Origin of the sequence: Methylobacterium sp. Leaf399 (genome assembly GCF_001424525.1) — a bacterium.
In the GTDB taxonomy this organism is placed as follows: domain Bacteria; phylum Pseudomonadota; class Alphaproteobacteria; order Rhizobiales; family Beijerinckiaceae; genus Methylobacterium.
In genome coordinates this window covers 1-15,157 of the sequence record NZ_LMQK01000034.1, presented here as the reverse complement: position 1 = coordinate 15,157, position 15,157 = coordinate 1, and the positions used below count along the sequence as shown (strand labels likewise).

At 70.3% G+C, this 15,157-nt stretch carries 17 protein-coding genes; 8 read left to right on the top strand and 9 right to left on the bottom strand.

The window, feature by feature from the left end; genetic code table 11:
• The first annotated feature begins 226 nt into the window (after positions 1–226).
• The 3 genes from gnd to ASG40_RS18535 all read left to right on the top strand — a co-directional run bounded on the left by gnd (position 227) and on the right by ASG40_RS18535 (position 2,743).
• Positions 227–1,201, top strand: a complete 975-nt coding sequence (gene gnd, locus ASG40_RS18545) for a phosphogluconate dehydrogenase (NAD(+)-dependent, decarboxylating) (RefSeq protein ID WP_055889054.1) — start codon at positions 227–229, stop codon at positions 1,199–1,201.
• A gap of 95 nt (positions 1,202–1,296) precedes the next feature.
• Positions 1,297–2,019 (top strand): 6-phosphogluconolactonase, encoded by a 723-nt coding sequence (gene pgl / locus ASG40_RS18540; protein WP_055889052.1) that lies wholly within the window; start codon positions 1,297–1,299, stop codon positions 2,017–2,019.
• Between the two features lie 169 nt (positions 2,020–2,188).
• Positions 2,189–2,743: a hypothetical protein gene (locus tag ASG40_RS18535; protein ID WP_055889049.1), complete on the top strand. Its 555-nt coding sequence runs from the start codon at positions 2,189–2,191 to the stop codon at positions 2,741–2,743.
• Positions 2,744–2,755: 12 nt separating this feature from the next.
• Here the strand turns inward: ASG40_RS18535 and ASG40_RS18530 are convergent, their stop codons facing one another.
• Positions 2,756–3,859, bottom strand: coding sequence for a 2'-deoxycytidine 5'-triphosphate deaminase (locus tag ASG40_RS18530; RefSeq protein ID WP_055889046.1), 1,104 nt, complete (start codon positions 3,857–3,859; stop codon positions 2,756–2,758).
• 129 nt (positions 3,860–3,988) lie between these two features.
• Positions 3,989–4,429, bottom strand: coding sequence for a hypothetical protein (locus tag ASG40_RS18525; protein WP_055889043.1), 441 nt, complete (start codon positions 4,427–4,429; stop codon positions 3,989–3,991).
• A 133-nt stretch (positions 4,430–4,562) separates the two neighbouring features.
• On the opposite strand from ASG40_RS18525, the gene apaG reads away from it, so the two are divergent.
• From apaG to speG, 3 genes are read left to right on the top strand one after another with little or no spacing between them, the layout of a single operon-like run.
• On the top strand, positions 4,563–4,955 hold the full coding sequence (apaG, locus tag ASG40_RS18520) for a Co2+/Mg2+ efflux protein ApaG (protein ID WP_055889040.1): 393 nt from the start codon (positions 4,563–4,565) through the stop codon (positions 4,953–4,955).
• Between the two features lie 5 nt (positions 4,956–4,960).
• Complete coding sequence (gene argE / locus ASG40_RS18515; protein WP_055889037.1) at positions 4,961–6,133, top strand: acetylornithine deacetylase; 1,173 nt, start codon at positions 4,961–4,963, stop codon at positions 6,131–6,133.
• A gap of 13 nt (positions 6,134–6,146) precedes the next feature.
• Positions 6,147–6,731, top strand: a complete 585-nt coding sequence (speG, locus tag ASG40_RS18510; RefSeq protein ID WP_055889035.1) for a spermidine N1-acetyltransferase — start codon at positions 6,147–6,149, stop codon at positions 6,729–6,731.
• Between the two features lie 94 nt (positions 6,732–6,825).
• Here speG and ASG40_RS18505 read toward each other — a convergent pair whose 3' ends face one another.
• The 6 genes from ASG40_RS18505 to ASG40_RS18480 form a co-directional block, all read right to left on the bottom strand.
• Positions 6,826–8,025 carry a hypothetical protein gene (locus tag ASG40_RS18505; protein ID WP_082524148.1) on the bottom strand — a complete coding sequence of 400 codons (1,200 nt, stop codon included), beginning with the start codon at positions 8,023–8,025 and terminating at the stop codon, positions 6,826–6,828.
• A gap of 185 nt (positions 8,026–8,210) precedes the next feature.
• Positions 8,211–9,209, bottom strand: coding sequence for an Hsp33 family molecular chaperone (locus ASG40_RS18500; RefSeq protein WP_055889028.1), 999 nt, complete (start codon positions 9,207–9,209; stop codon positions 8,211–8,213).
• A gap of 157 nt (positions 9,210–9,366) precedes the next feature.
• A complete protein-coding gene (locus ASG40_RS18495; protein ID WP_338011785.1) occupies positions 9,367–9,840 on the bottom strand; it encodes a GNAT family N-acetyltransferase in 474 nt (157 codons plus the stop codon).
• A gap of 18 nt (positions 9,841–9,858) precedes the next feature.
• Positions 9,859–10,155 carry a type II toxin-antitoxin system TacA family antitoxin gene (locus ASG40_RS18490; RefSeq protein WP_055889023.1) on the bottom strand — a complete coding sequence of 99 codons (297 nt, stop codon included), beginning with the start codon at positions 10,153–10,155 and terminating at the stop codon, positions 9,859–9,861.
• A gap of 150 nt (positions 10,156–10,305) precedes the next feature.
• Positions 10,306–11,274 carry an ornithine carbamoyltransferase gene (gene argF, locus ASG40_RS18485; protein ID WP_055889433.1) on the bottom strand — a complete coding sequence of 323 codons (969 nt, stop codon included), beginning with the start codon at positions 11,272–11,274 and terminating at the stop codon, positions 10,306–10,308.
• Positions 11,275–11,396: 122 nt separating this feature from the next.
• On the bottom strand, positions 11,397–12,590 hold the full coding sequence (locus tag ASG40_RS18480) for an aspartate aminotransferase family protein (protein ID WP_055889020.1): 1,194 nt from the start codon (positions 12,588–12,590) through the stop codon (positions 11,397–11,399).
• Between the two features lie 437 nt (positions 12,591–13,027).
• Here ASG40_RS18480 and ASG40_RS18475 point away from each other — a divergent pair, with 437 nt between their 5' ends.
• Both ASG40_RS18475 and ASG40_RS18470 read left to right on the top strand, forming a co-directional pair.
• Positions 13,028–13,501 (top strand): RidA family protein, encoded by a 474-nt coding sequence (locus ASG40_RS18475; protein ID WP_055889017.1) that lies wholly within the window; start codon positions 13,028–13,030, stop codon positions 13,499–13,501.
• Positions 13,501–14,253 (top strand): glycerophosphodiester phosphodiesterase family protein, encoded by a 753-nt coding sequence (locus ASG40_RS18470; RefSeq protein ID WP_055889015.1) that lies wholly within the window; start codon positions 13,501–13,503, stop codon positions 14,251–14,253. The genes ASG40_RS18475 and ASG40_RS18470 overlap by 1 nt, the downstream gene beginning before the upstream one ends.
• A 54-nt stretch (positions 14,254–14,307) precedes the next feature.
• On the opposite strand, the gene ASG40_RS21420 is transcribed toward ASG40_RS18470, so the two are convergent.
• Positions 14,308–14,868 (bottom strand): GIY-YIG nuclease family protein, encoded by a 561-nt coding sequence (locus tag ASG40_RS21420; RefSeq protein ID WP_156387810.1) that lies wholly within the window; start codon positions 14,866–14,868, stop codon positions 14,308–14,310.
• Between the last annotated feature and the right edge of the window lie 289 nt (positions 14,869–15,157).

The window sequence follows — 15,157 nt, the reverse complement described above, 5'->3', positions numbered from 1 at the left end:
GGGCTGTCCACCGCGGTCCGGTCGTTCCCCTCCACCACCTCATCCCGAGGTGCCCGCCTCGGCGGGCCTCGAAGGAGGGCTCCAGGGACGACGGCGCGAACGGGAGGGCTCCTTCGAGGCCTTCGCTTCGCTGCGGCGCCTCGGGGACGGGCGGATCGGTAGGACAAGGGTTGGCACGCATCGTGGGCCGCAAGGTTCATGATGCTGCCTCTGAAGGAGATCACCCATGCAACTCGGTATGATCGGTCTCGGCCGAATGGGCGGCAACATCGTCCGGCGGCTCATGCGCGACGGGCACACGGCGGTGGTGTTCGACCGGGACCCCGATGCCGTGGCGGCCCTGGTGGCCGAGGGGGCGACCGGCGCCGACAGCCTGGACGACCTCGTCGCCAAGCTCGACGCCCCCCGTGCCGCCTGGGTGATGCTGCCGGCCGGCGAGATCACGGACGGCACGGTGACCCGGCTCGGCGCCCTGATGGCGGCCGACGACATCGTCATCGACGGCGGCAACTCCTTCTACAAGGACGATGTGCGCCGCGCCGCCGACCTGAAGCCGAAGGGCATTTCCTACGTCGACGTCGGCACCTCGGGCGGGGTCTGGGGGCTGGAGCGCGGCTATTGCATGATGATCGGCGGCGAGACCGCCGCCGTCGAGCGCCTCGACCCGATCTTCCGCACCCTCGCTCCCGGCGCCGGCGCCATCCCCAGGACGCCGGGCCGCGAGGGCCGCGACCCGCGCGCCGAGCAAGGCTACATCCATGCCGGCCGGAGCGGGGCCGGCCATTTCGTCAAGATGGTCCACAACGGCATCGAGTACGGGCTGATGCAGGCCTACGCCGAGGGGTTCGACATCCTCCGGCATGCCGACTCCCCGGACCTGGCCGAGGCGCACCGGTTCGACCTCGATCTGGGCGACATCGCCGAGGTCTGGCGCCGGGGCAGCGTGGTCTCGTCCTGGCTCCTCGACCTCACCGCCGGGGCGCTAGCGGCCGACGAGACCCTGGCCGGGTTCTCCGGCTTCGTCGCCGATTCCGGGGAAGGGCGCTGGACGCTCAATGCGGCCATCGAGGAATCGGTGCCCGCCAACGTGCTCTCGGCGGCCCTCTACGCCCGCTTCCGCTCCCGCGAAGACGCCTCCTACGCCGACAAGCTGCTCTCGGCGATGCGGAAGGGCTTCGGCGGGCACCGGGAGCCGACCTGAGCGTCGTCCCGCCGAAGATCACTCCAATTGCCCATGCCGGCGATCCCGGGGCATCGGCAATCCAGCCTCACTCGGCCTCAGCGAGGTGCTTCGCGATGATCCCCCTCCCCCAGGGCACGGTCCTGTTCGACGACGCCGACGCGGTGGCCAGGGCCGCCGCCGACCACCTGCGGGCCCTGTGCGCCTCGGCGCCGCACGGGCGCATCGCCGTGTGCCTGTCGGGCGGCTCGACGCCCCGGCGTCTCTACACGGCGCTCGCCGGGGCGGCGTATGCCGACCTCCCCTGGTCGCGCCTGCACTGGTTCTTCGGCGACGACCGCGCCGTGGCTGCCGAGGATGACCTGAGCAACGTCCGCATGGCGCGCGAGGCCTTCGGGCCGGCGAGCGCCATCCCCGCCGGCCAGTTCCATCCGATCCCGATGGCGGACGGCCCGCCGGCCGCCGCCGGCCGCTACGAGGCGGCGCTCAAGGCGTTCTACGGTGCCGAGACCCTCGATCCGGCTCGCCCCCTGTTCGACCTCGTCCTGCTCGGCCTCGGCGAGGACGGCCACGTCGCCTCGCTGTTTCCCGGCCAGCCCGCCCTGGAGGAGACACCGGCCTGGGTGGTGGCGGTGCCCGAGGCCGGGATGACCCCATTCGTGCCCCGCGTCAGCCTGACCTTTCCCGCCCTGGCTTCCGCCCGTTCGGTGCTGCTCCTCGTCAGCGGGGCGGGAAAACGCGACCCGCTCGCGCGGCTGGCGGCGGGCGAGGACCTGCCGGCCGCCCGTGTCCGCGGGCCGGTGCGATGGTTCGTCGACCGTGCCGCCGCCGACGTCTAGAGTCTCCGGCCCCGTCGGCGACCGGTGAGGGCGGTGCGCTCCAAGTCCGGCGGAAGTTTCGTCAGTCGACGGCTTGTCCATGTCGGTTTACCGTCCAGAAATTGACTCGTCTCCGGCGGCTCTATAGTTCCGTCAGTCATAGCGATGACAATGCGGGCGGGGGCTCGGCATGGCGGGACACAGTCAGGACGAGGCGGACCTCGACATCTCGCGGCGCTGGCGCCTTCCGTTCGGGCGACGGCTCGCCGCCGGTCCGCTGCGCTCGGTGTCGCGGCGCCGGCCGTTCGAGCGTCTGATCGTTCCGGCGCTCGTCGCGGTCGCGGTGGTGTCGGCCCTGGCGATCCCGTCCTTCGTCGGGCGAAAGCCGGTCCTCACCGCCGCCGCCCAACCCGAGGTGAAGCGGATCGAGCCGCGCCCCGTGGCCGTCGTCCCCATCGCCAGGCCGGCGCCGGGTCAGCCCCCGGCTGCGATGCCGCCGGTTCGGACGGCGGTGGCCGTCGATCCATCCAAACCCGCTGCCCCGGCGACGACTCCCTCCGTCGTCTCGCCTCCGGCAACTCCGCTCGCGGTGCCGCCGCCCGCCAGAACGGCCGCGCGGCCGGCGCCCCCGCCCCTCAGCCTCGACATGCTGCCGGTCCTGGCCGGCGATCCGGCCGTGTCGGAGGTCGAGGCCGCGAAGCCGCCCGCCCGCAAGGGGCCGGTCCAGCGCCCGGCGGTTCCCTGAGGGCGGTCGTCCTCAGACGAAGTGCTTCGACAGCTTGAGGCCCTGGGCCTGGTAGTTCGAGCCGGCCCCGGAGCCGTAGAGGGTGGCCGGCACCTGCGCCATGCGCTCGTAGACGAGGCGGCCCACCACCTGTCCGTCCTCGAGCAGGAACGGCACGTCGCGCGAGCGCACCTCGAGCACCGCCCGCGCGCCGGCGCCGCCGGCGCTGGCATGGCCGAAGCCGGGATCGAAAAAGCCGGCGTAATGCACCCGGAATTCGCCCACCAGCGGATCGAACGGCACCATCTCGGCGGCGTGGTCGGGCGGCACCTGCACCGCCTCCTTCGAGGCCAGGATGTAGAACTGGCCCGGATCGAGGATGAGCGCGCGCGACGCGTCCGCCGGGATCGGCTCCCAGAAATCGGCCACCCTGTGGCGGCCCGGCGCATCGACGTCGACGAGGCCGGTATGGCGCCGCGCCCGGTAGCCGATCAGCCCGTCGAAGCCGGAGAGGTCCACCGAGACGGCGACACCCCCCTGGAACGAGGGCGCGGCGCTGTTCACCACCGGCGAGCGGGCATGGAGGGCGGCGAGTTCGGCGTCTGTGAGCCGGACCTCGCCGCGCCGGAAGCGGATCTGCGACAGGCGCGAGCCGGTGCGCACCTTCACCGGGAAGGTGCGCGGCGAGATCTCGGCATAGAGCGGGCCGTGGTAGCCGGCCTCGACCTGGTCGAAGGCGGCCCCCCCGTCGGTGATGACCCGGGTGAAGACGTCGATGCGCCCGGTGGAGCTCTTGGGGTTGGCGCCGGCCGAGACGTCGGGGGGCAGGGCGAGGCCCTCCTGCAACTCGGCGATGAAGACGCAGCCGGTCTCCAGGACGGCGCCGCCGGTCAGGTCCATCTCGTGCAGGGCGAAGGCCTCGATGCAGGAGGCCACCGCGCGGTTGCCCGGCAGGAAGCTGGTGCGGACCCGGTAGACCCGGCTCCCGAGCCGCAGGTCGAGGCTGGCCGGCTGGATCTGGTCGTGGGCGAAGGGCGTGGCGGGGAGGATGCCGCCGGCCTCGGTCAAGGCGGCGATGCCCTGCGCCGACAGGATGCCGCGGACGGTCGGGGCCTGGGACTCGCGCCGTGTGCTCATGCCGTTCAGCCCGCGTTCCCGTCCGGCCCGGTCGGTGGGCCGGCAAGCCTTTCCCCACCCGAGCCCTTCCACACCTAGGCGGCAGAACGCTTAAATCCCCGTAAACCGCGTTTGCCCGCGGGCGTCCGGTCAGGGTTCGGGATCGTCGGCGGTCTCCCCGGCGAGAATCCGGCGCACGATGGCCAGGCGCGCGATGCCGCCCATCGCCAGGAGGCCCGCCACGAGGCTCGCCATCACCGGAAATCCCTCCCCCCAGGCGATAGCGCCGGCGGCCAGGGCGACGGCCACCGCCGGCACGGCGCGATCGGGCAGCAGGATGAGCGAGGCCATCGCCATCGCCCCGTGGCCGGGGCTGCGGCGGGCCGCGATGCGCCCGGCCAGGCGACCGAGCCCGTCGACCAGAAGCGCCCCGATCAGGGCGCTGGCGGGCCAGCGGTTGCCCTCGGGATCGACCCAGGCGAACCCGAGCGCGAGACCGCCGAGGCCGAGCGCCCCGAGGAGCGCGTCGAAGGGGACGAGCCGCACCGGGGCCATGTCGGTCGGCGCGATGGGCCGGGTCTCCTGACGCACGGATTGGGTCCTCGGCGGGGATCGGTCGCCGTACCGATTGACGCGGTTTTCGGGCGGACGTACCACGGCATGACATCCCTGTCGCGTTGGCGGCGCGAGCCCGGACGATGCGGGTCAGGAGCTTCTTTCAGCCATGTACAAGGCCCAGACGCGCGGCATCAGCGTGACCGTCGAGCCCCGCTTCGTGGAGGAGGAATCCTCCCCGAGCGAGAGCCGCTACTTCTTCGCCTACACCGTCGAGATCGTGAACAACGGCTCCGAGCCGGTGCAGCTGCGCTCGCGCCACTGGCGCATCATCGACGGGCGCGGCACCTGCCAGGAGGTGCGCGGCGCCGGGGTCGTCGGCAAGCAGCCGGTGCTCGATCCGGGCGAATCGTTCAGCTACACCAGCGGCTGCCCGCTCACGACGCCGGACGGGCTCATGGCCGGCAGCTACACCATGGCGACACACGCCGGCGAAAGCTTCGAGGCCGAGATCCCGGCCTTCTCCCTCGATTCGCCGCACGTCCGCCGCAGCGTCCACTGACCGTCATGTCCGCGCACGGACGGCGGCTGACGCACCTCGAGCTGCTCGAACGCCTCGTCGCGTTCGACACCGAGAGTTCGAAGACCAACCTGCCCCTCGTCGACATGGTCTGCGACTACCTCGCCGGCTGGGGCGTGCCCACGGTGCGCGTGCCCAACGCGGCCGGTGACAAGGCCGCGATCTTCGCCACCCTCGGCCCCAGGGTCGACGGCGGCGTCGTGCTCTCGGGCCATACCGACGTCGTCCCCGTCACGGGCCAAGCCTGGACCGGCGACCCCTTCGCCCTGCGGGTAGAGGACGGGCGGGCCATCGGCCGCGGGGCCGTCGACATGAAGGGCTTCTGCGCCCTGGCGCTCGCCGCCGTGCCGGACTTCCTCGCCGCAGGCCTCAAGCGGCCGATCCATATCCTCCTGTCCTACGACGAGGAGACCACCTGCCTCGGGGTGGCCGACACCATCGCCCGGTTCGGCGCCGATCTGCCCCGGCCTGGCGCGGTCGTCGTCGGCGAGCCCACCGACATGGAGGTGGCCGACGCCCACAAGAGCATCGTCACCTATCTCACCACCGTCCACGGGCACGAGGCCCATTCGGCCAAACCCATGCTCGGGGCCAACGCCGTGATGGCGGCGGCCGACCTCGTGTCGGAGCTCAACCGCATCGCCGACGCGATGATCGCGCGGGGCGACGCCTCGGGCCGGTTCGACCCGCCGGCCACCACGGTCCACGTGGGCACGATCCACGGCGGCACGGCCCGCAACATCCTGCCCAAGGTCTGCACCTTCCACTGGGAGTTCCGCGGCCTGCCCGACCTCGACATGGCCGAGATCCCGGCCCTGTTCGAGGCGAGGGTCGCCGCCGTCACCCGCGACCGGCTGAACCGCTACGGCCCGTTCGGGCGCATCGAGACCCTGGAGGAGGTGGCGGTGCCGGGGCTGGCGCCCGAGCCCGGTTCCGACGCCGAGCGGCTGGCGCTGCGGCTGGCGGGGCGCAACCACACGATCTCGGTGCCCTATGCCACCGAGGCCGGCCGCTTCCAGGCGGCGGGCATCCCCACCGTGGTGTGCGGGCCCGGCTCCATCGACCAGGCCCACCAACCCGACGAATTCATCACCCTCGCGGCCCTGCAGGCGGGCGCCGCCTTCATGCGCCGCCTCGCCGCCGACTGCGCGGGTTCGTGAGGGCCGTCCCGTCATGAGAACCGTCACCCCCCGCACCATCGCCGCCGACGGCCCGGTCAAGCTCCGGCCGCTGGAGCGCGAGGACCTGATGTTCGTGCATCAGCTCAACAACAACGACAGCATCATGCGCTACTGGTTCGAGGAGGCCTACGAGTCCTTCGCCGAACTGGCGCAGCTCTACGAGCGCAACATCCACAACCAGACCGAGCGGCGCTTCATCATCGCCAATTCCGACGGCGCGCCCGCCGGCCTCGTCGAGCTCGTGGAGATCAACCACCTCCACCGGCGCTGCGAATTCCAGATCGCGATCCACCCCGCCTTCCAGGGGCAGGGCTATGCGCCCCGCGCCACCCGGATCGCCATGGACTACGCCTTCAGCGTCCTCAACATCCACAAGCTCTACCTGCATGTGGATCGCGACAATGCCCGCGCGGTGCGCATCTACGAACGCTGCGGCTTCGAGCCCGAGGGCATCCTCAAGGACGAGTTCTTCGTGAACGGCAAGTACCGCGACGCGGTGCGGATGTGCCTGTTCCAGCCGGCCTACCTGGCGCGCCGGGGCGGCGGCGAGATCGCCGAGCCGGTGCTCAAGAGCTGACGGTTCTTCCGGGGCCCCGCGGAGACGACGTGGAAGAGCCGGAGCGGCTGGCTGCCGCTCCGGCTCGTCGGGGCGTCGGGCCTGTCCCGAGCGATCAGTTGCGCGGTGCGCCACCCGGCGCGGACTGACCGGCGGCACCGCCGCGACCGCCCTCGGAACCGCGACCGCCCTCGGAATTCCCGCCCATGGAGCGGCCGCCGGCGTTCGTGGTGCCCTTGTCGGCGTCGGCCCCGCCGCGATCGGCGGCGTTGCGGATGCCCTGCTGCTCGGAACCGCCCTCGCGGCCGGCATTGCCGGACCGCTCGGCCCGGCCCTGCCCGTTGCGGTTCTCGTCGCGGCGGTTCATGTCGCCGCGGCCGGCCTCGTTACGCCCGCCCTCGTTGCGCATGCCACCCCCGGTGCGGCGCTCCTCGCGGGACTCGCTGCGCGTCGAGACGCTGTTGCGCACCTCCACGCCACCGCGCGAGCGCTCGCTGAAACGCGCGCCCACGGACACGCCGCCACGCTCGCGGGTGGTCACGGTCAGGCGCCGATACTGCGGCGAGCCGTAGACGACGCGCTGGCCGCGAACCACCACGTAGCGCGAGCCGGGACGGCGCTTGGTCGTCTCGCGGACGGTGACGAGGCGCCGGTACTGCGGCGAGCCGTAGACGACGCGCTGGCCGCGGATGGTGACGTAGCGGCGGCGGCCGCCCTCGACGTAGCGATTGCCGCCACGGCGACGCTCGATCACCACGAGGCGCCGGTACTCGGGCGAGCCGTAGACGACGCGCCGGCCGCCCAGGAGCACGGTGCGCTGGCTGGTGCGGGTGCGTCCCTCCACCCGGGTGTCGATCCGGCGCTCGCCGCGGCGGCTCACCGACCGGTCGTCACGGTCGCCGCGCATGCCGTCGCGTCCACCGCGCCGGTCGGCCCTCTCGTCGCGTCCGCCGTCGCGGCCCGCGGTGTCGCGACGGTCGGAGGCCTCACCGCCGGATCTGCCCTCTGTCTTGCCGGAATCCTGCCTGGACGCATCGCGCTTGCCGGAATCCGCGCCCGCGGCGTCACGCCCCGCCGGACCCGGCTGGGCATTGTCCTGCTTGGCCGATGCGCCTGCGCGTCCCTCGGACGCCTTCTGGCCCATCCCCTGCCCGGCGTTACCCTGCCCGGCGTTGCCCTGCCCACCGCCGCTGACTTGCCCGCTGGCGCCCGCACCCTCGCGCGCGGCGCTGCCGCCGGCCGCCGTGCCGGCACCTTGTGCATAGACCGATGTCGACATCAGTAATGCGGCGAGACCCAATCCGATCTTCTTCATCGACGTTCCTCCCAGATCTTCAGGGATCCGAAACGTCGAACGGGGCAAAACCGTTCGTTTCCGCCGGCAAGAAAAACGACGTCCTGTCATCTCGCATCGCAAGATGACGGCATGCGCGACGACAGACCTCGCGCGTGACGGCGAGAGCCCGGGTCTCGGTCGAGTCTCGGGCCGCCCGGTCGAGATCAGTGCGCGCCGCCGTCCGCTTCGACTTCGGCCGGATCGAGATCGTAGCGGCGCGAGCAGAACTCGCAGGTGATGCCGATGCGGCCGTCGTCGGCGACCATGTCGCGGCGTTCCTGCACCGAGAACGAGCGGATCATCCCGAGCACCCGCTCGGGCGAACAGCGGCATTGCTCGCGCACGCCCTGCGCCTCGAACACCCGGACGCCGCGCTCGTGGAACAGGCGGTAGAGCAGCCGCTGCGACGACACGGTGGGATCGACGAGTTCGTGGTCCTCCACGGTGGCGACCAGCGAGCGCGCCTCGACCCAGGCGTCGTCCTCGGGCGCCGTCCCGCCGCCGACATGGAGGTGGCCCTCGGGGATGTCGCCCGGCGGCAGGTCGGCCAACCGCGCGCGGTCGATGGATTGGGGCAGGAACTGCACGAGCAGACCGCCGGCCCGGTAGCTGGTGACGCCGTCCTCGAACCGTTCGGCCACGGCCAGGCGCACCTGCGTCGGGATCTGCTCGGACTGGCGGAAGTACTGGTGGGCCGCCTCCTCCAGGCTCTGGCCTTCCAGCGCCACGACGCCCTGGTAGCGGCTGCGCTCGGAGCCCTGGTCGATGGTCATGGCCAGATGCCCCTGCCCGATCAGGTCCTCGCTCTTGAGCGGCGGCACGCCCAGGGCCGAGATCCGCGCCGCGTCGAAGCGGGCGGTGGCGCGCAAGGAATCGGGCGCCTCGAAATCGACGACGATCATCTCCACCGGGCCGTCGGTGCGGGTCTGGAGCTGGAAACGGCCCTCGAACTTCAGGGACGAGCCGAGCAGCACCGTCAGCGCCGCCGCCTCGCCCAGCAGCCGCGCCACCGGATCGGGATAGCCGTGCCGGCGCAGGATGGTGTCGACGGACGCGCCTAGGCGCACGACGCGGCCGCGCACGTCCAGCGCCTCCACCGAAAACGGCAGGGCGACGTCGTCCTCGCCCTCGATGACGGCGGATGTCTCGTGTCCGGAGGCCATGGCCCCTCCCTTCGGCTCGTGGAACGGTGCTGCAGGGTCATGCGGGAACCCGATGCCGAAGGAACGCAATCGACCCTTCGAAGGCTGCCGCCCGCCCGTGACTGACCGTGGATGACGTGTCGCGCCTTGGTATCACACACAAGCCTGCCGGCCCGCGTCACAGGCTGCCCGAGATCGTCCCGATGGGAAGGAACAGGGTGCGTGACCCGTCCGGAAAGGCCAGAAACTCCGCCTGCCGTCGATAGAACGCCAGCGCGGCCTCATCGAGGGCATGGACCATGACGGCGCCGATCCCGATGATCTCGGCGGCCTGCGCGATCCTCCGGAAAGCATCCGCGAGTAGGTCCGCGCCGAGCCCGCGACCGGCATGGGTAAGGTCGACCGCCAGGCGACCGAGGATCGAGACCGGGATCGGCTCGGGAGCATTGCGCCGCAGCCGCCCCGGGGCGCCTGCGCGCTCCACCGTTCCAGCCGAGACGCAGTAGTATCCTACCACGACATCGTCTTCGCACACGACGTAGGTACGGGCGAACTTCCCTTCGCTGCGACGGGTTTGGTTCTTCAGCCAATCGTCGAGCACGGGCCGCCCGCATGCGAAGCGGTCCAGGATGTGATGCGCTCCGAGCGGCACTGGGCGCCCGAGCATCGCTCACCTGTCCCAAAGCGGTGTCTTGCGCATCAGCGCGGTCAGCCGGGGGCCAGGCGACGGCGGTGCGTCGAGGGCCGATACGAAGGCGGCGTGCCGTGCGTCGTCCAGCACGAACAGGCGCTGGTCCAGCAGAACGTCGACGGCATGGCGGCGTGCGGTATCGATCATGAACTCGGTCCGCGTCTTGCCGAGGACCGAGGCTGCGCTATCGATCAGATCGCGCGTCTCGCCCTCGATGCGCAGGTTGATCGTGGAGCTGCGGCGCGGCGGAAGGCCATCCAGGCCGTCGACACTCATGGACGCCTCCGTCGTCTGGAAGGTCCGAAGACCGCGCTTCCATCGACAAATCGTATACACGATGTCAACACAGTCAAGGCCACTCCCGTCGGTGTTCCGACGTATCGGTCCTTCGCCGCCGCCGCTGCAAGACCATCCCCAACCCTGGGTTCAGGCCCCGCCCGCCCCCAGGCACCAGGCCAGGATCCCCTTCTGCGCGTGCAGCCGGTTCTCGGCCTCGTCGAACACCACCGACTGCGGCCCGTCGATCACCTCGGCGGTGACCTCTTCGCCGCGGTGGGCCGGCAGGCAATGGAGGAACAGCGCGTCCTTGGCCGCCGCCTTCATCAGGCGGGCATCGACCTGGTAGGGCATGAGCAGGGCGTGGCGGGAATGCTCGTCCTCGTCGCCCATGGAGACCCAGCAGTCGGTCACCACCGCGTCCGCACCCGCCACCGCCTCGTAGGGATCGGTGGTGAGGTTGAGGCGCGCGCCCTCGGCCTTCGCCCAGGCGATCAGGTCGGGGGGAACCGACAGGTCGGGCGGGGCGGCGACGTTGAGGGTGAAGTCGAAGCGCGCGGCCGCATGCGCCCAGGAGGCGAGCACGTTGTTGGCGTCCCCCGACCAGGCGATGGTGCGCCCCCGGATCGGCCCGCGGTGCTCCTCGAAGGTCATGACGTCCGCCATGATCTGGCAGGGGTGCGAGACCTTGGTGAGCGCGTTGATCACCGGCACCTCGGCATGCTCGGCGAGTTCGAGCATCAGGTCGTGGTCGAGGATGCGGATCATGATCGCATCGATGTAGCGCGACAGCACGCGGGCGGTGTCGCCCACGGTCTCGCCGCGCCCGAGCTGCATCTCCTTGCCGGTGAGCATCAGCGTCTCGCCGCCGAGCTCGCGCATCGCCACGTCGAAGGAGACCCGGGTGCGGGTGGAGGGGCGGTCGAACACCATCGCCAGCATCCGGCCGGTGAGCGGGCGCTCGGCCGCGACCTCGCCCTTGCGGCGGCGGCCCTTCATGGCGGCGCTGGAGTCGAGGATCGCGCGCAGGTCCTCCCCGGAGAAATCCTTGAGGTCGAGGAAGTGGCGGGGACCCGCTTGGCTGGCGGCTGTGGCGGTCCCGGAGGTCGTCGTCGTCATCTGTCCGTTCTTCAACTTGTCCGGCCCCGATGAGGACCCCGTTCGATGCGTCCGGGTTCCGGTCGTCCGGTTGGAAAATGAGGCCCGTCGCTCACGACGGGATCACGTCTGCGTCGGGAGGCTCACGCGGCGGCGCCGCGGATGTCGCGCTCGAGGCCGGCCGCGGTCGCCTCGAGACGCTCCACGGCCGCCTCGACGTCGGCGTCCGTGACGATCAGCGGAGGCAACAGCCGGACCACGTTGTCGCCGGCGGGGATCACCAGCAGGTGGTGGTCGCGGGCCGCGGCGGCGAAATCGGTGTTGGGCACGTTGAGCTTGAGCCCCAGCAGCAGGCCGCTGCCGCGGATCTCGGCGACGATATGGGGGTGGCGGTCCTTGAGCGCGGCGAGGCGCTGCTTGAGCAGGAGCCCCATGCGCTGGACGTGGTCGAGGAAGCCGTCGGCCAGCACCACGTCGAGGACGGCGTTGCCCACCGCCATGGCGAGGGGGTTGCCGCCGAAGGTGGTGCCGTGGCTGCCGGCCGTCATGCCGCGGGCGGCCTCGGCGGTGGCGAGGCAGACCCCGAGGGGGAAGCCGCCGCCGATGCCCTTGGCCGCGCTCATGATGTCGGGGGCCATGCCGGCCCATTCGTGCGCGAACAGCCTGCCCGTGCGCCCGACCCCGGTCTGGACCTCGTCCATGATGAGCAGCAGGCCGCGCGCGTCGCACAACTCGCGTAGGCCGCGCAGGCACTGCGGCGGCACCGAGCGGATGCCGCCCTCCCCCTGGATCGGCTCGATCATCAGGGCCGCCGTCTCCGGGCCGATGGCCGCGAGCAGCGCCTCGTGGTCGCCGAACGGCACCTGGTCGAAGCCGTCGGCCTTGGGCCCGAAGCCCTCAATGTACTTCTGCTGCCCGCCGGCGGCCAGCGTCGCCAGGGTGCGACCGTGGAAGGCGCCCTCGAAGGTGACGATGCGCCACCGCTCCGGCGCGCCGCCGGCCGCATGGTACTTGCGCGCCATCTTGATGGCGGCCTCGTTGGCCTCCGCCCCGGAATTGCAGAAGAAGGCGGTGTCCGCGAAGGTCGCGTCCACGAGGCGCCGCCCGAGGCGCTCGCCCTGCGGGATCTGGAACAGGTTGGAGGTGTGCCACAGCTTGGCCGCCTGCGCGGTCAGGGCCTCGACGAGGTGGGGGTGGGCGTGGCCGAGCGCGTTGACCGCGATGCCCGCGCCGAAGTCGAGGTAGCGCTCGCCGCCCTCCGTCACGAGCCAGGCGCCCTCTCCCCGCTCGAAGGCGATGGGAGCCCGGGCATAGGTCGGCAGAAGGGCGGATGTCACGTGTTCGTCTCCGTGAATGCGCGATCGGGGACAGCGGCCGCCGGAAATGACAATGCCGCCTCGAAACGGGGCGGCACGCGCGCGATTACTAGAGACATGGCTGGTTCTGTCAATCGCGTGCCTCGCCGGCAGGCTCCGAACCGAGGTCGACGACCGACGCTCGAAATGTGACCCGAACCGGGAAATCCTCGTGCCCGGTCGTTCCGGGGCGCCGCAGGAGAACCCGGAATCCAGAGCCGCCGACGCCTCGTCATCCGGCCGCCGCTGCGCCGTCGCGAGCAGGAAAGGCTCCCGGTGATCGAGGGCCCAGGTGAGGTACGCCGGGTGAGGGACGCCAGGCGCGGCCGGTTCCGGGTTGCATCCGTCCCACCGGCCGTGTTCAGAGCCGCGCAGCGGCGCGCCTTCCGCGCTTCGTGCCCCAGGAGATCCCAGCCCCGATGAGCATCGTCACGCAACGCCTGGCCGATCTCGGCCTCACCCTGCCCAAGGCCGCAGCCCCCGTGGCCAACTACGTTCCCTTCATCCGCAGCGGCAATCTCGTCATCGTCTCGGGCCAGATCTGTTTCGGGCCCGACGGCACCATCGCCCCGGCCCACAAGGGCAAGCTCGGCGAGGGCGTCTCCACCGAGGCCGGGTTCGAGGCGGCCAAGCTCTGCGCCCTCAACGTCCTGGCACAGGTGGAGGCGGCGGTGGGCGACCTCGACCGCGGCGTCGTCCAGTGCCTGCGCCTGGGCGGCTTCATCAACGCCGCCGCCGGCTTCCATGCGCTCGCCCCGATCATGAACGGCGCTTCCGATCTGATGGTCGCCGTGCTGGGGGACCGCGGCCGCCACGCCCGTTCCACCGTGGGCGTGGCCGGGCTGCCGCTGGACGCCGCCGTCGAGGTCGAGGCGATATTCGAGGTGAAGTGATGGCAGCCAACGCCCCGGCCTGGCTCACCGCCCGGCCGATCGCCCATCGCGGCCTGCACGACCGCGCCGCCGGCATCCCCGAGAACACCCTCGCCGCGGCGCAGGCCGCGGTCGCCGGCGGCTACGCCATCGAATGCGACGTCCAGCTCAGCGCCGACGGCGAGGCGATGGTGTTCCACGACGTGGCGCTCGGCCGGCTCACCGATGTCGGCGACCCCGTCGCCGCCCTCGACGCGGCGGCGCTCGGCCGGCTCGGCGTGGCCGGCACCGGGGAGCGCATTCCCACCCTGTCCGCGTTCCTTTCGGCCATCGGCGGTCGGGTGCCCCTCGTCGTCGAGGTGAAGTCGCGGTTCATGGTCGACCTGCGGCTGGTGCGGCGCGTGGCCGAGGTGGTGTCCGGCCAGGACGGGCCGGTGGCGGTCAAGTCGTTCGATCCGACCCTCGTCGCGGCGCTCGCCGACCTCGCCCCGGCGATCCCCCGCGGGATCGTGGGCGAGACCAACCAGGACGACCCCTCCTATGCCGCCCTGGCGCCGAGCCTGCGCCGGTCGCTGTCCGACCTGCTGCATCTCTCCGAGAGTCGGCCGGACTTCCTGTCCTGGCGGGTCGACGATCTCCCCTGCGCGGCCACCCACCTCTGCCGCCGTCTCGGCGGGATGCCGGTGATGACCTGGACGGTGCGCACCCCGGACCAGCGCGCGCTGGCGTCGGCCCACGCCGATCAGATGGTGTTCGAGGGGTTTCGGCCGTGAAGGCGTGGGATTTGAAGGTGCTCGCGACCACATTCACAATGTGACTTGTAGGATTTAGGCTTTGATTTTTTTGCTCAGGTTTTCAATTGTTTGTTGTAATTCAGTAACCTGGTCTATAAGATGGTCTACTTTGTCCCATGGAGCTTCGGCTGGCTCTTGAACAAATTCTTTAGCATTTTGTTGCCATCTCGCTCCCTGTTTGTTTAAGCGCGGCTCAAGAACCTCAATTAAAATTCCTTCAATTTCTGATAGTGCATCGGCGTAGCTGATTGAGGTCATAGCCTCTGGATTCTGACGTTCAGAGAGTTCTCCGGATTCCGTGACGGCACGAAAACCAAACCATGAAAAACAGTTCCACCGATCACGAAGGTGATCATTTTGGTGATTCTTGAGACGCGCGAACAATCTCGCTGTCCCGACTCCTGCTTGTCCAGTATAAACAGGAATAAAACCTGGCTCATATAAAACATAGATTCCAATTTGCTCACGAAAATCGACAATTTCCGAGCTCTTAATTGTGGCAAGTTTGCCATCAAGTGTTCCCGCGCGGCCGCGTTCACCCCAATTTACGCTATCACGCGTCCATCGTAATCCGTAGTTTTTAATAATAGGCACGACACCGCTCGCTTTGGTTGAGCTAATGAGATCTAACTAGCAGTTGGATCATTGAGGTGCAATATCACTGTCGATTACGTGCTTTATTCTGAACTCGACCAGTTCGTGGTCGGCCAAATGCTGTATAATTTCGTGCGGGCGTCCATCGCATGGCAGGACGCAGGTCGCCGCGCCGATTGCGACATTAATACCAAGCCTCGCTGAGCAGGACTCACGCGGGGTAGCGTCAGCATCTCGGTCGTGATTCCTTCCTTGGGTTTGGAGCCTGAGGAGGATGCGATGGCTGCTC

Excerpts from the sequence above, each read along its gene's own strand:
- gnd (WP_055889054.1), top strand. The coding sequence starts at position 227 with ATGCAACTCGGTATGATCGGTCTCGGCCGAATGGGCGGCAACATCGTC.
- pgl (WP_055889052.1), top strand. The coding sequence starts at position 1,297 with ATGATCCCCCTCCCCCAGGGCACGGTCCTGTTCGACGACGCCGACGCG.
- ASG40_RS18535 (WP_055889049.1), top strand. The coding sequence starts at position 2,189 with ATGGCGGGACACAGTCAGGACGAGGCGGACCTCGACATCTCGCGGCGC.
- ASG40_RS18530 (WP_055889046.1), bottom strand. The coding sequence starts at position 3,859 with ATGAGCACACGGCGCGAGTCCCAGGCCCCGACCGTCCGCGGCATCCTG.
- apaG (WP_055889040.1), top strand. The coding sequence starts at position 4,563 with ATGTACAAGGCCCAGACGCGCGGCATCAGCGTGACCGTCGAGCCCCGC.
- argE (WP_055889037.1), top strand. The coding sequence starts at position 4,961 with ATGTCCGCGCACGGACGGCGGCTGACGCACCTCGAGCTGCTCGAACGC.
- speG (WP_055889035.1), top strand. The coding sequence starts at position 6,147 with ATGAGAACCGTCACCCCCCGCACCATCGCCGCCGACGGCCCGGTCAAG.
- ASG40_RS18505 (WP_082524148.1), bottom strand. The coding sequence starts at position 8,025 with ATGAAGAAGATCGGATTGGGTCTCGCCGCATTACTGATGTCGACATCG.
- ASG40_RS18500 (WP_055889028.1), bottom strand. The coding sequence starts at position 9,209 with ATGGCCTCCGGACACGAGACATCCGCCGTCATCGAGGGCGAGGACGAC.
- ASG40_RS18490 (WP_055889023.1), bottom strand. The coding sequence starts at position 10,155 with ATGAGTGTCGACGGCCTGGATGGCCTTCCGCCGCGCCGCAGCTCCACG.
- argF (WP_055889433.1), bottom strand. The coding sequence starts at position 11,274 with ATGACGACGACGACCTCCGGGACCGCCACAGCCGCCAGCCAAGCGGGT.
- ASG40_RS18475 (WP_055889017.1), top strand. The coding sequence starts at position 13,028 with ATGAGCATCGTCACGCAACGCCTGGCCGATCTCGGCCTCACCCTGCCC.
- ASG40_RS18470 (WP_055889015.1), top strand. The coding sequence starts at position 13,501 with ATGGCAGCCAACGCCCCGGCCTGGCTCACCGCCCGGCCGATCGCCCAT.